At 59.9% G+C, this 12,261-nt stretch carries 12 protein-coding genes; 5 read left to right on the top strand and 7 right to left on the bottom strand.

Going from position 1 to position 12,261, the window contains the following annotated elements; all coding sequences use genetic code 11:
• Positions 1–13: 13 nt before the first annotated feature.
• Positions 14–2,641: a hypothetical protein gene (locus tag VIL88_RS14790; protein WP_331990160.1), complete on the top strand. Its 2,628-nt coding sequence runs from the start codon at positions 14–16 to the stop codon at positions 2,639–2,641.
• Between the two features lie 103 nt (positions 2,642–2,744).
• On the opposite strand, the gene VIL88_RS14785 is transcribed toward VIL88_RS14790, so the two are convergent.
• A complete protein-coding gene (locus VIL88_RS14785; protein ID WP_331990158.1) occupies positions 2,745–4,700 on the bottom strand; it encodes an acyltransferase family protein in 1,956 nt (651 codons plus the stop codon).
• A gap of 293 nt (positions 4,701–4,993) precedes the next feature.
• On the opposite strand from VIL88_RS14785, the gene VIL88_RS14780 reads away from it, so the two are divergent.
• A complete protein-coding gene (locus VIL88_RS14780; protein ID WP_331990156.1) occupies positions 4,994–5,164 on the top strand; it encodes a hypothetical protein in 171 nt (56 codons plus the stop codon).
• Positions 5,165–5,408: 244 nt separating this feature from the next.
• On the opposite strand, the gene VIL88_RS14775 is transcribed toward VIL88_RS14780, so the two are convergent.
• From VIL88_RS14775 to VIL88_RS14765, 3 genes are all read right to left on the bottom strand, one after another.
• Complete coding sequence (locus VIL88_RS14775; protein WP_331990154.1) at positions 5,409–6,017, bottom strand: BRCT domain-containing protein; 609 nt, start codon at positions 6,015–6,017, stop codon at positions 5,409–5,411.
• 94 nt (positions 6,018–6,111) lie between these two features.
• Entirely contained in the window at positions 6,112–6,366 is a 255-nt protein-coding gene (locus tag VIL88_RS14770; RefSeq protein WP_331990152.1) for a hypothetical protein, read from the bottom strand.
• Positions 6,363–6,590: a hypothetical protein gene (locus tag VIL88_RS14765; protein WP_331990150.1), complete on the bottom strand. Its 228-nt coding sequence runs from the start codon at positions 6,588–6,590 to the stop codon at positions 6,363–6,365. Before VIL88_RS14765 ends, VIL88_RS14770 begins: the two co-directional genes overlap by 4 nt.
• A 521-nt stretch (positions 6,591–7,111) precedes the next feature.
• On the opposite strand from VIL88_RS14765, the gene VIL88_RS14760 reads away from it, so the two are divergent.
• The gene (locus VIL88_RS14760; protein ID WP_331990148.1) at positions 7,112–7,300 is read left to right on the top strand and encodes a hypothetical protein; all 189 of its coding nucleotides are present in this window, start codon (positions 7,112–7,114) and stop codon (positions 7,298–7,300) included.
• Between the two features lie 20 nt (positions 7,301–7,320).
• Here the strand turns inward: VIL88_RS14760 and VIL88_RS14755 are convergent, their stop codons facing one another.
• Positions 7,321–8,424: a site-specific integrase gene (locus tag VIL88_RS14755; RefSeq protein ID WP_331990146.1), complete on the bottom strand. Its 1,104-nt coding sequence runs from the start codon at positions 8,422–8,424 to the stop codon at positions 7,321–7,323.
• Positions 8,425–8,524: 100 nt separating this feature from the next.
• On the opposite strand from VIL88_RS14755, the gene dusA reads away from it, so the two are divergent.
• Positions 8,525–9,550 (top strand): tRNA dihydrouridine(20/20a) synthase DusA, encoded by a 1,026-nt coding sequence (dusA, locus tag VIL88_RS14750; RefSeq protein WP_331990144.1) that lies wholly within the window; start codon positions 8,525–8,527, stop codon positions 9,548–9,550.
• A 4-nt stretch (positions 9,551–9,554) separates the two neighbouring features.
• Here the strand turns inward: dusA and VIL88_RS14745 are convergent, their stop codons facing one another.
• Together VIL88_RS14745 and cobS are read right to left on the bottom strand one after the other, a co-directional pair.
• Positions 9,555–10,241: a retropepsin-like aspartic protease family protein gene (locus tag VIL88_RS14745; RefSeq protein WP_331990142.1), complete on the bottom strand. Its 687-nt coding sequence runs from the start codon at positions 10,239–10,241 to the stop codon at positions 9,555–9,557.
• 81 nt (positions 10,242–10,322) lie between these two features.
• Positions 10,323–11,153, bottom strand: a complete 831-nt coding sequence (gene cobS / locus VIL88_RS14740; protein ID WP_331990140.1) for an adenosylcobinamide-GDP ribazoletransferase — start codon at positions 11,151–11,153, stop codon at positions 10,323–10,325.
• Positions 11,154–11,218: 65 nt separating this feature from the next.
• Between cobS and cobT the strand changes: the two genes are divergently transcribed.
• Positions 11,219–12,241 (top strand): nicotinate-nucleotide--dimethylbenzimidazole phosphoribosyltransferase, encoded by a 1,023-nt coding sequence (gene cobT, locus VIL88_RS14735; protein WP_331990138.1) that lies wholly within the window; start codon positions 11,219–11,221, stop codon positions 12,239–12,241.
• Positions 12,242–12,261: the final 20 nt, after the last annotated feature.

The following is a 12,261-nucleotide window of genomic DNA, read 5'->3' as shown; positions in this document are numbered from 1 at the left end:
GCGAGGGCAACGAATGACCCTCACCGTCGACCAGGTCTATCGCGACAACAAAATCCTGAATAACCCGTCGAGCGGCCAACACGAGCCGGTTAAGTCTGAGGTTCGTGCCTTTCTGAAGGGGGTAATGAACCGCTCGGGTCAAGCCGTCACGCGCAACACCCTGACTGCACTGCAGGCCGTGACGCCGCCCAATGAAAACTATATGGGTGTGGTGCTCACAGGCGCTGACGCGGGGTATTATAGCCGCAGTGGTGCGGCATGGGTCTTTGGGAGGCCGTTCGCTGACACTTTCGCGCAGGTCGACCTTGCGGGATCGGGCACGGCCCAGACAGGCTCGCTGAATACGGGCGTCAACCCTGCCGGCGTCGAGGTGTTCTTCGCAAAGGTGGAGACGCCCAATACTGGCCAGTTGACGCTTTCGATCAGCGGCGGCCCGGCGCGCTCGGTCCGCAACCTCGCAGGCAACCCACTCTCTGCCGGTGAATGGACCGGCATGGTGATGTTCTACCTGAACGAGGATGGGCAGTATCAGCTTCTGATCGATGCCGGTGCTGCGGCTTCCGCTGCGGCAAGCGCGACAAGTGCCAACGCAGACGCCGATCGAGCCGGCGAAGAAGCAGATAGGGCTGAGGAAGCAGCCGCGGCGGCTCTAGCAGCGGTAAGCGGCGGCACTTCGATAAAGGCCACAGTCGCAGCGGCCATTGCGGACGAACCAGATGTCGATCCTGCCTACTACGACATCGCGTATTACGACACGAGCTATCAGACAGGGTCTGGCGCGAAATACCGCAAGGTTAATGCCGAGCCTGCGCATCCAGGCAAGTTCCAGAATGCGAATGGCGTTTGGTATGAGATTGATGCGCTGGTCTTGTTGCCGGAAATGTTCGGTGCAACTGGCGATGGCGTTACCGACGATACACCTGCGTGGCGGAAGATGGCGGAGGTTTCAACGTTCCTTCGTCGACAGATGGCAGACCGTCGCACGGGCTATTTTATCAACCCGTTGACGACAATCGAGTGCACGGAAGATGCGACGTTCTTGGGGTACTTTATCGTCCCCAAAAACAACACTGTGACGCCCTTTCGCTGGGAGCGAGACAATAAGGCTGGCACCGTTCTAAGCACCGCCGCATGGGTGGCAAATCTCACACGCGGACTGACCGAAATCGGCGCTGTGAATGCTTCAGGTAAGACAGTCGTTCTAAGTTCAACTGAAGTGCTGATCCAGCGCATTGGCGCCCCGCACTATCTGAAGACCGAAACTGTGCAGGTGCATTCGCAGGATGGGAGTCTGAGCCGCGGCCTGGTGTGCTCTTACACCAGCAAGGCCAATCTGACGGCTACAGCATATGATCCTGATCGGCCGATCAGGGTTGCGGGTATTTCGTTTCTCTACACCGGCACCGAAGGCAACGGCCCCGATGGTGTCCTTCACATTAGGCGCGACCATGTGACCGTGGACTTTCCGCGTATCCATGTCGCGGACCCAACGAACGGCATTGTCACCGGCTTTTACTCGATCGATTGCGTGGGCACGATTTGGAATAACCCGGTCTCAAGCGGTTTCGGCACTCCCGGCACAGGCTACGGAATTCAAGGAAGCCGCACGCTCGGCATGCGTGTCTACGACGCGGAAATGCTTGACGCCAGGCACGCATTTTCTGGTCGGAACAATACCGACTGCGTCATCGACGGCGGGCGGTGGTCGATCATCGATGATCACTGGTGCGAGAACTTCACCATCAAGAATTGCACAGTTCGCACCCGCGCCGTTGGCGAGCCAGTTCTATGGATTGCCGGCAATGATCTCCACGTGGAGAATGTTTCTTCCTTTGGTGGGCGAGGCTTCCTTGGAATACGGCTCGACACGCCGCACTTAGGCGGCACTGTCATGCTCCGGGATATCAAGTGCTTCTCGCGCGGCGTTTCTGCCCACGGCCAGCCTTTCGACCTTGTGGCGTATACGAGTCGCGAAGGAGATTTTGCGCCAGGCCGGACTGATCGCGTGTCCCTGGCCGATAAATTGCACATTGAGAACATCACGATAGATTGCGATGCCGACGCATGGTTGCTTTACAGCGGCGCGTTCAAGGCCGACCATCAAAGCTGGGGAGAAATCCACATCACCGGCACAAATAAAGCTGTCGGACCTAATGGAAAATCGCTTGGTGGCGTTTTCGCCTATAAAGAGGCTGTCTTCGCAACCGGGCGAACCCCACGGGTCACCATTGATGGTTGCTCGGATTTCACTGGAGCGCAATTTGGCGTCTTTATCGCAGCGCTAGACACATCCGATAGCCGAGCTTGGAACGTCAGCGTTTCCAATATGCGTGCAACCCAGTGCCGGTTTAGCCCCTATTCGGTGAGCCGCTTTGCCGCCCATCAGAGCACAATAGGTTCGGTGCTAAAGCACAGTGGTGAAGCCGGCGGCAATCATCTTTACACATTTGACGACTGCGACATGACGGGCGGAGAGGTCGGCGCCTTCACCAATCTTGGGTTCTTCAACTGCCGGTTTATGAATGGATCCTATACCAGCTTCCCATCAAGCCCCGGTGCGATGATCGGCAACGTGCGCGCCTCTACTGTAACCGGCTTGCCGACAGATATCCGCAATAATGTCGTCAGCCCATTTGCATAATGCTTGCCGCGATACCGTCGAGCGCTATATCGGAAGGCCACCCATATTTACATGCCCAGGAAATACAGGAGTCAATGTTACGATCCTATCGATAGCGTTCATCTTAGGGCTTTAGTGCGGAGATTTCGCTCTTCAAGGCCTTTTCGAAAACGTCTTTCATTGACGCTGCAAAAGTAGCAGTGAGGTGATGTTGGTCCCGGTACACAATGTTCCCGCCAATCGCTGGCAAACAAGCGTCCCTATCGCACAACCTGTCATTTACATCGATTACATGCTGACCGGCTGCAGGCAGAGAGGTGGGCATACCTCTCAGCGCATCACTCCGCGGGCGCCCGCACGCTTCCATCTCGCCGAAGCTTAGGCAGTCTCGATAGCTGGTGAACATCTCCGGCGTGTCGTTTATGAACGCCGCCGGAATGCCAGCAGCCGCAAGTTCTGCATACAGCTCCTCCAGCGCTGCCCGCCACAATGATTCAGCAGAGGCGTTATCGGCCGGCTGCTGGTACTCCTCATCGAACACCCAACCGTGGTACCGTGACGAGTTGCCGATGATAACGAGGTCAGGTGGACTTGAACGCAGTTCGGCCAAGATCTGATTACGCCAGACGTTGCATTCCTTGTAAGGCGCCTTTGAAGGCTGGTACCAGATAGTGACTGGCACGGCAGGACAAGATGACTTGGTCCGTGTTTGAACTTCCCAGCCCAGGGTGTCTGCTGCCAGCTGCAATGGAGTGAACCATTGCGCAGCGTGGCTGTCTCCGAACAGAACCACCTTTGGCCCGCCAATCCTGCCAAAAGTGCATGGAGGTTGATCAACGTCTTCGAAGTCCCGGTGACAGCCATTTAGGTAGTTCTCGCCGAAATCATTCGCTGCGGCGTTGATCTGGGCAGTTAGGATAGGATTCGTGCGGCTGGGAAGGGCATGCACAGCTAGAGAAGCAGCAGCGACGCCAATAACACCAAGCGCCGCTGCACCGAACATTCGGCCAAGTCCCACAGCTTGTAGTGAAAGATGGTGGACCGGCCGTTCTACCAGGTAGTAAGCCAAGGCACTCAGAAATGCGGTAATGGTCAGACCCAGACAGGTTGCTGCTACAGACCATTCCGGCCAAAGAGCTGAGATGATTACTGCCACCGGCCAGTGCCAAAGATATAGGCTGTATGACATGTCCCCGACCAGAACGAGCCAGGGGTGAGCCAGAGAGCTGCTCAACTTCGCAGACTGAGGGGAGTCTAAGCCTAGAAGCACAAGAGCGGCGCCTCCTGTCGGAAGGAGTGCCCAAGCGCCTGGATAGATCAGCTGATCGTTGTAGGCGAGGTACGAATATACGATTGCGGCTAGGCCGAAAAAGCAGCCGAAAGCGCGCAGAGGTGCGGCGATCCGTTGTCGGTGAACGTAGGCTAGGCTCACTAAGCCACCAGTGGCAAGCTGCCATGCTCGATATTGCGGGTGGTAGAATGCCTCAGGCTGACTTGTGATGATGATCGTCATGGCGCCAACAAGAGAGCCCGCGAACGCACCAGCTAGCGCAACGAGGATCAGTCGAGACGCTCCGAGCCGGTTGAAAAAAAGCCCTAGAGCCGCCAGCAGTGGTGGCAGCGCGAGATAGAATTGTTCTTCAACCGAGAGCGACCAGAAGTGCAACAGAGGGCTGGGGGGGTCTCCGAGCTGGAAATAATCGACGGCGCTGGCAGCGAAGTGGAAGTTGGCGAAGAACAGGCTGGCTGAAGCGGCATCGACAGCTAAGCCGGGCAATCTGTAAGCTGGCAGCAAGGTCGCCGACACAACGACTGTAGCGAGAATTGTAAGGAGAGCGTTCGGCAGCAGCCTCTTGATCCTGTTGCCCCAGAATTGAAGCAAGTTGATCGACCCGGTCTGCTCAAGCTCACGGTGAAGTAGCCGAGTTATAAAGAACCCAGACAGCACGAAGAAAACGTCAACGCCGACGAAACCTCCCCGGAAGGGTGGGACGTCAAAGTGAAACGCAATCACGCCAAGGACAGCGAAAGCGCGCAATCCTTGGAGATCCCCGCGCTTGTGGTTTTCTTTGAGGCTCATAAGGGTGCGCTAGCATGGGATTCGGTACGCCGAAAGGTAGGTCGCTGGGTCTGACTGTACCCTACGCGAACTTGTCCACTACCGCCGATCCTCAACCTTCGGCTTCACCAAAGCAAGCTAACCGACCCGCTCCGGCGGGTTTTTCTTTACCCTTTTCCGGAGAATACCCATGCCCGCTGCACAAGCGGCGCTTCCGCTCCCGCCCCTTAGCGGGATTAATCCAGCATACGCTGTCCAAGTTATCCCCGTCAGCTCATGCCGCGGTACTCTGCCTCTAAACACAGGAGGCGGCAATGACCGACGAAGCGAAGAAGACACAAGCACAATACCTGAATGGGCTAGCCATCGCTACCTTGAGCCTAGCTACCACGGCAGTACTGAGTGGTGTGCCATGGTGGGTGTTGCCGGCTGCGGCAATGGTCAGCGTAGTGCTGCACTGCGCTGCGGTGCGGGTTGTGCGTTAAACGCGTGACCTCCGCCAGCCCGCCGCGCGCGCCTCTTCTTCTGAGCAGAACCAGCGCTCTCCGTGCGACGCGCTTATTCGGGTCTCATTGTAATACTTCTGCCCAGGCACGTGGTAGATCTTCTCGCCCCGCGTGCTCACGTTGCCTTTGATGTTGCAGTCGCCGTTCTGCGCCACCGCCGAGGGTGTAACCGGCCCGACGACAAGCAGCACTGCCGCAAAGGCGGCTAACGTCACTGACCTGATCAATTTAGGTGCCTAACCCAGTGATCCTCAGAGACGATCGAGATGGGGAATCCCTGCTCCCGCCACTCCACCGCCTGGAGGATTTTGTTACCGAACGAGGAGTGCTTCCAAGACTCGGTGGCATAAACCCCGATGACCAGAACGTTGGTCTTCTGAGCGATGCCGCCTGCGGTAGCACCACGTTCTATGACAGCCGCCTCGCAGTGCTTTCGCTGCCCATAGTTGAATGTGCCAGTGAACGTATACCGGAGGCCTGGGAACGTCAGTGAAGGAGCGGGCTGGCAGACTGGCAGAGTGGTGGCCTTAAGCGGCTCTCCCAACTCGAAATCGTGGTTGGTGAAACGGCCGAGGGTTTCGAACAACTCGACTTTCTCGTCCTCGTCTGCCACGCCGTCGGCTAACACTTCATTGATGCGCCGGTAGAGCATGCGGATCAAAGGCTGACTGCTAACTTCAACGTTTGCCGCGAGCCACTTCTGCAAGAACTCGACTTCGGCTTGGTTGATCGCTCCGTCTGCGAGTAACCCACGAGTGATGCCAATCAACTCATCGATTTGCCTACCCTCGATGCGCTCTCCGCCAACTCGGTTGTAGAACTTGTCGTCCATGTTGCCCCCCTCAACAACTTCCTCACTCAGCATAGTGAGGCGGAAGTATAGATTTCGGCAACACGTTTCTTACGGAACGCAGTCACGGTGCTACTCACACGGCCTCCCATTCATCGTCTTGATCGTCCTCACCACCAGGCAAGCGCGCAAACGCCTTCTCGATGGCTGTGCGTGACCAAACTCGTCTGGCGTCGATCTGCTTTGGCTTTGGCATACGTCCGTCCCGGACCATCTCGTCAAATTTGGACGGCGAGACGTCGATGAAAGCCGCAGCTGTTTCGCGGGAGAGCCCGATGGGCGGCAAGCTGCGTGGGAGGGTGTCTTGGCGGTTCTGCTTGGCAGCTGTCACTTCTCGCCCTCCTTGCCGGCTCTATATTCCCGCTCCCATTGTGTGAAGGCATCTTCCCCCTCGGGCGGATCGATGCCACTGGCCTTGTCTAGGAATGCGTCGAGTACCTTGCGGTCCCAACGGTGCAAACCAACAAGAGGTTTGGGGAGCTTTCCTGCTGCGACGTGAGCAGAGAATGCCGACGGCTTGTAGCCGCAATAAGCAGCGGCTTCGGCGCGGGTCATAAGGCGAGGTGGGGTAGTCATGGGCTGCCTTTGAAGCAGCTTGCTCTGCAGCACAAGTCACATGCGAAAGTATTCGTTTTAGGCCGAACATGTCGAATACATACGTTTGAAGGCAGTATTAACGCATCAACTCAGATTCTGTTCCAAGTCAACCTGACAAATGTGAACTAACCACCCGGGCAAGGGTGGTTTTTCACTATTCGCAAACCATGAGATTGGTAGGTTGGCAGCGGTGCTTCGAAAACACCCGCGCTAGGCCGGCAAGCCAATGTGCAACCAAACTGAGCGGTGCAGCCAATCCCGGCAAGGATGAAACTGCCCCGTAAGAGAGCCTCGGTCGCTCACGCGCCCGTGACCGGCATCTTTATGCCGGGATCCTGCACACCATACAAGACCCTGCCAGGGGAAAGTGTGCGGAGCGCTGCTCAGTTGGCGTTTTCGAAAATCCCGGTTTTGCCTGCCCCGAATGCCGGTGGGCACCAAAACGGCCTTCGAAAAGCCGTCGCACTGAGCACACGAACATGACCAATCACGAACCTACCGCACCCGAGCGCCCGCTCTGGTACACCGAGCGGCAACTCCGCTCCAAAGCGCCACACGTCATCGTCCAAGGCACTTTCAAAGTCGCTGATTACTTCGGGGGCGAATCCATCGAGATCGACATGGCCCTGTCGCTGCGCGCGTTTAACAAGCTCCGCGATCGAGGCTAACAGCTCAGTCTGAGGCCGCTCTACAGGGCGGCTTCATCCTTTGACAGGGGCGTACTTGCAATCTCAAGCCATGGCCAGTTGGCGTATTTGTCACCGGACTGTTCCAAGTGGGTGTAACGCTGCAATGACGACCATGATCTATGACCGCTCACAGCTGCGGCGTTCGGGATGGCGAAGCCCATCTCGAACAGTCGTGACACACCGTCGTGTCGCAGGTCATGAAAGTGGAGATTCTCTACCCCAAGGAACTGACAAGCGCGGGTGAATGCGGCGCTGATGGCGTCGGTTGTGTAAGGGAAGATTTCGGCCTTGTTCTTAGGCATTGCCTCGACAACCCGGATAGCTTCAGGCGGCAGGTCAACCCAAGTGTCGTTGCCTTTCTTCTGACCTGGGTGCTTCATGTCTCGCACCAGAATACGGCCGCGCTCACGTTGCAAGTCGTCCCATCGGATCCGAGTGATCTCGTCTTGTCGCCGCGTCGAGAAAATCGCGAACACTATAATCTGGACCATTGGGCCGGACGCTGGGCGGCGCTCGTTCCTTATTTTGAAATGGTCGAGAATTTTGTCCAGTTCGGCAAGGGTAGGGCGCCTGTCTCGTTTCTCCGACTTGCTAACAGTGCCCTGATGACGCAGTACCGCTTGCGCTGCAATCATGGCCGGATAGTCGAGTTCGAAACCACCTCCAGCTTTGCCAATCCTGAAAATCGAGGCGAGGTGTGAAAGGTAGTTTGCAACGGTTTGCGGCTTCCGCCCGCTGCTGCCCAACTCCCTGGCAAATGCAACTATATCGGTGCTGCCAATGGTACTACATGGCATGCCCGCTATGCCGTACTCTTTGATTGATCGAAGTACCTGCGCCTTGGTTCGGCCGATCTCTTTGATCGAGTTCTCGACATACCAATCTATTGCGTCCGCCAGTGGATGATCCTTTCGGTTCTCACGTTCCAGCGCTCCTGGCACCGCTAGCTCGGTTTCCCGGCGTTTTATCCAGGCAGCGGCCGCGCCCCTTCGGTCAAAGGTTTGTGCCTGTCGGTGGACGATCTTGCCGCCGCGCTTTATGAGTATCTGCGCAGTGTACCCAGTGGTGCCGTCTTTACGTTTGCGCGAAACGATAGTGCCCATAGCGGTACGACAAGCCTCCTGCTGGTACGACAATGTTGTACCTGGTACGACGAAACAGTCAACAACAGGCCGGAATGGTCGCATTCGAGCAGCCGATAAAATGTCCAATACCCCAGCAAAATCGGGAAAAAGCAGCGTCTCTAAGGCCCGGCGCTTTTCCGTTGCCCCCATGATCGATTGGACGGATCGGCACTGCCGCTTTCTCCACCGCTTGTTGACGCGCGAAGCCCTGCTCTTCACCGAGATGGTGACCACGGGCGCGATCGTTCATGGCGACGCCGAGCGCCACCTCCGCCTCAACAGCGAAGAGGCCCCGGTCGCCCTCCAGCTGGGTGGTTCGGAGCCCGCCGAACTGGCCAAGGCGGTCCGCATCGCCGAAAGCTACAACTACGCCGAGATCAACCTCAATGTCGGTTGCCCCTCCGACCGGGTGCAGTCGGGCAAGTTCGGTGCCTGCCTCATGGCCGAGCCGCAACTGGTCGCCGATTGCGTGCGCGCCATGCGCGACGCCACCGATCGGCCGGTAACCGTCAAGTGCCGCATCGGCATCGATGACCAGGACGCCGAGGAAAGCCTCGACCGCTTTGCCGATGCCATTGTCGACGCCGGCGTCGACGCGCTCTACGTCCATGCCCGCAAGGCCTGGCTCAAGGGCCTGAGCCCCAAGGAAAACCGCACCATTCCGCCGCTCAACTACGACCGGGTGCACCGCCTGCACCAGCGCCTGCCCGAACTGCCCATGATGATCAATGGCGGCCTCGAAAATCTCGACATGGCAGCAGCCGAACTCGCCCATATGGACGGGGTCATGTTGGGCCGTGCTGCCTACAACACGCCCATGCTCCTCGCCGAGGTCGACCGGCGCTTCTTCGGTTCAACGGCCCCAAAGCCAGAATTGCCTGACATCATCCGGGCCATGGCCGACTACGCGGACCGCGAGTGCGCTTCGGGCACGCGCGTCAACAACATCGCCCGCCACATGCTGGGCCTCGCCAATGGCCTGCCCGGCGCCCGCCAGTTCCGCCAGATCCTGAGCGTCGAGGCCTGCAAGCCGGGTGCCGATTCAGCCGTCATGTTCCAGGCGCTCGACGCCCTCTCGCATCCGCCGCTGGCCGAGGCGAGCTGACGGCTCAGTCGGCGAGCTCCAGCGAGTTCTGCGTCACGCTGTAGCGGCTGAGGGTCTCGAGAAAGGTCATGCCGAGCAGGCTCTGGTCGAGCGCATGTTCCTCCGCAACGAAGGCAACCACACCCTCGCGCACAATGCCGCCCACCTCCATCCGGTCCAGCCGCACCCGCGCTGCCCGCCCGGTCCCATTGGCGGTCGATACCGCAATCGTGTAGTTGAGCTTCTTGGTGGAAATGCCCGCCGCTTCTGCATCATCGCGCGTCAGCACCACCGCGCTCGCCCCCGTATCGAAGATCATCGGGGTCGTATGGCCATTCACCGTCGCATTGATCTCGAAATGCCCGCCGATCCCGCGGCGGAAGGTGGCGAGGCCCTGCTCGGCGTCCACCATGGCAACTCCGGGCTGCAATTCACCGGCGACGCGGGCCGCCACATTGGTCAGTTCATCGCGATACGCATAGGCCAGCGCCGCAACCCCGACGATGGCGACCCATAGAAAGACGCTGCCGATCAGCTCCTGCGCCTTGCGGCGGCGCGTGAACAAGCCGCCGGCAAACACCACCAGGATCACTAGCATGGGGATCAGCTGCGCCGTCTGCCCCTGGCTGAGGCCGAAAACCGCCCCGGCGTCGGCACTGATCAGGAAAGCCAGCCCGACGGCGATCAGCAGCGCTACGCCGATAAAGATCATGTTCGGCGCTCCCCTTGTTCAACCGCTCCGCAAGATAAAGGCGGACCCGGTGTCAAATTCAAGACTGCGTGCGCCTCAGGCTCACACAAACGGCAGCAGCGCGGCGAGCACTGCCGTTTCGACCAGTGCCCCCAGCGCCCCGATGACGTCGCCGGTCTGTCCCTCCAGCAGCCGGCGGCACAGTGCCGTCCAGCCGGCAATCACCAGGCTCGCCGCCGCTCCCGCGACAACCACCGCCACAACGCTGGTCGCCGGCGCCGCCAGCACGAACAGCAAGACCAGCGCAAAGGCTCCACCCACCAGGAAGTTCCGCAGTGGCACCTGTCCCGCGGCCGCTGAAGCCCCGTCGCGCCGCGCCGGCGGCAGCGTCACGGCCAGCCACAGGGCGCCGGATCTGCCGGCAATGCTTGCCGCCAGCCACAGCGCCGCAGCGGCCAGGGGATTGAGCGCCGCCACCGCGCCCAGGGCGGTCACGCGCAGAAGAACGAACAGGCATAGCGCCGCCACGCCATAGGTGCCATGGCGGCTGTCCTTCATGATCTCCAGCCGCCTTTCACGGCTATGGCCGCCGAAAAGCCCGTCCATGGCATCCGCCACGGCATCCTCGGCCATCGCCCCCGTCGCAATGATCATGCCCCCCACGGCAAGGGCCGCGGCAAAATAGCTGGGAAGGCCAAGAAACGCACCGACGACGAGCAGCAGGGCAGGGCCGATGCCGATGACGACGCTGGCCAGCGGCAGCGCCAGGGCGATGCGCCCCAGATCGGGCACCTGATGTGGCGAGTCGCCGGTCGGCAGGCGCGAAAAGAAGCGCAGCGCCATAACGAGATCAGCCTTGAGGCCAAGGCCGGCACTCGCCGCTTCTGCACGGTGCAGTTCGGGCGGCTCGATCAGCGGCTCATCGTGGTTCAATTGCTTTTCACCCCGGGATCGGCAACAAGTCCGCCAACTCCTATCCCGAACCACCGTGACTTGCCATGCCCGCGCTCAGCCCCGCCTATGCCGACGTCGTCGAACTCCTCACCATTGTCGGCGATGGCGACGAATCCGCGGTGGCGGCGGTGCGCGCGCGCGACGCCCAGCTGACCAAGCCCGCCGGCTCGCTCGGTAGGCTAGAAGGCCTGGTCGAGTTCCTTGCCCGCTGGCAGGGCCGGGCGCAGCCGCGGCTCGACAACCCCATGGTCACGATCTTTGCCGCCAATCATGGGGTCACCGACCAGGGCGTGTCCGCCTTCCCGCGCGAGGTGACGGCACAGATGGTCGCCAATTTCACCAATGGCGGCGCCGCCATCTCGCAGATTTGCGCCCTGCACGAAATCAACCTGCGCGTTTTCGAACTGGCGCTCGAACTTCCCACCGGCGACATCACGCGCGAAGCGGCGCTCGACGACAAGATGTGCGCGGCAACCATCGCCTATGGCATGGAAGCGATCGCCGGCAAGCCCGACCTCATCTGCCTGGGCGAGATGGGCATCGGCAACACCACCGTTGCCGCCGCCATCTACGCAGCCCTGTTCGGCGGCACCGGCGCCGATTGGGTGGGCCGTGGCACCGGTGTCGACGATGCCGGCCTTGCTCGCAAGGCCGATGCAGTGGACCGGGCCCTTGCCCACCACGCCGGCACCCTCGATCACCCGCTGGCAATCCTCGCCCGCGTCGGGGGCCGCGAGATCGCTGCGATGCTGGGTGCCCTGATCGCCGCCCGTCACCAAAAGGTGCCGGTCATCGTCGACGGCTTCGTCGCGACTGCGGCCGCCGCCATCGCCTATGCCGTCAATCCGGAAAGCATCGAGCACTGCCTCTTCGCCCATGTCTCGGCAGAATCAGGCCACGTCCGCGCTCTTGCGGCCATGGGCCAGAAGCCCCTCCTTGACCTCGGCATGCGCCTGGGCGAAGGCAGCGGCGCAGCCCTTGCAGCAGTCCTGGCCAAGACCGCCCTCCACCTCCACAACAACATGGCAACCTTCGAAAGCGCAGCGGTGAGCGGCAGGGAAGGCTGACAAGGCCCGGATCGCGAAGC

The sequence above is a fragment of the Devosia sp. genome (assembly GCF_036563435.1).
Classification (GTDB): Bacteria; Pseudomonadota; Alphaproteobacteria; order Rhizobiales; family Devosiaceae; genus Devosia.
This window is presented reverse-complemented; position numbering and strand designations above follow the sequence as displayed.

What these genes read in the sequence shown, in the direction of transcription:
- VIL88_RS14790 (WP_331990160.1), top strand. Translation starts at nt 14, where the DNA reads ATGACCCTCACCGTCGACCAGGTCTATCGCGACAACAAAATCCTGAAT.
- VIL88_RS14785 (WP_331990158.1), bottom strand. Translation starts at nt 4,700, where the DNA reads ATGAGCCTCAAAGAAAACCACAAGCGCGGGGATCTCCAAGGATTGCGC.
- VIL88_RS14780 (WP_331990156.1), top strand. Translation starts at nt 4,994, where the DNA reads ATGACCGACGAAGCGAAGAAGACACAAGCACAATACCTGAATGGGCTA.
- VIL88_RS14775 (WP_331990154.1), bottom strand. Translation starts at nt 6,017, where the DNA reads ATGGACGACAAGTTCTACAACCGAGTTGGCGGAGAGCGCATCGAGGGT.
- VIL88_RS14765 (WP_331990150.1), bottom strand. Translation starts at nt 6,590, where the DNA reads ATGACCCGCGCCGAAGCCGCTGCTTATTGCGGCTACAAGCCGTCGGCA.
- VIL88_RS14760 (WP_331990148.1), top strand. Translation starts at nt 7,112, where the DNA reads ATGACCAATCACGAACCTACCGCACCCGAGCGCCCGCTCTGGTACACC.
- VIL88_RS14755 (WP_331990146.1), bottom strand. Translation starts at nt 8,424, where the DNA reads ATGGGCACTATCGTTTCGCGCAAACGTAAAGACGGCACCACTGGGTAC.
- dusA (WP_331990144.1), top strand. Translation starts at nt 8,525, where the DNA reads ATGTCCAATACCCCAGCAAAATCGGGAAAAAGCAGCGTCTCTAAGGCC.
- VIL88_RS14745 (WP_331990142.1), bottom strand. Translation starts at nt 10,241, where the DNA reads ATGATCTTTATCGGCGTAGCGCTGCTGATCGCCGTCGGGCTGGCTTTC.
- cobT (WP_331990138.1), top strand. Translation starts at nt 11,219, where the DNA reads ATGCCCGCGCTCAGCCCCGCCTATGCCGACGTCGTCGAACTCCTCACC.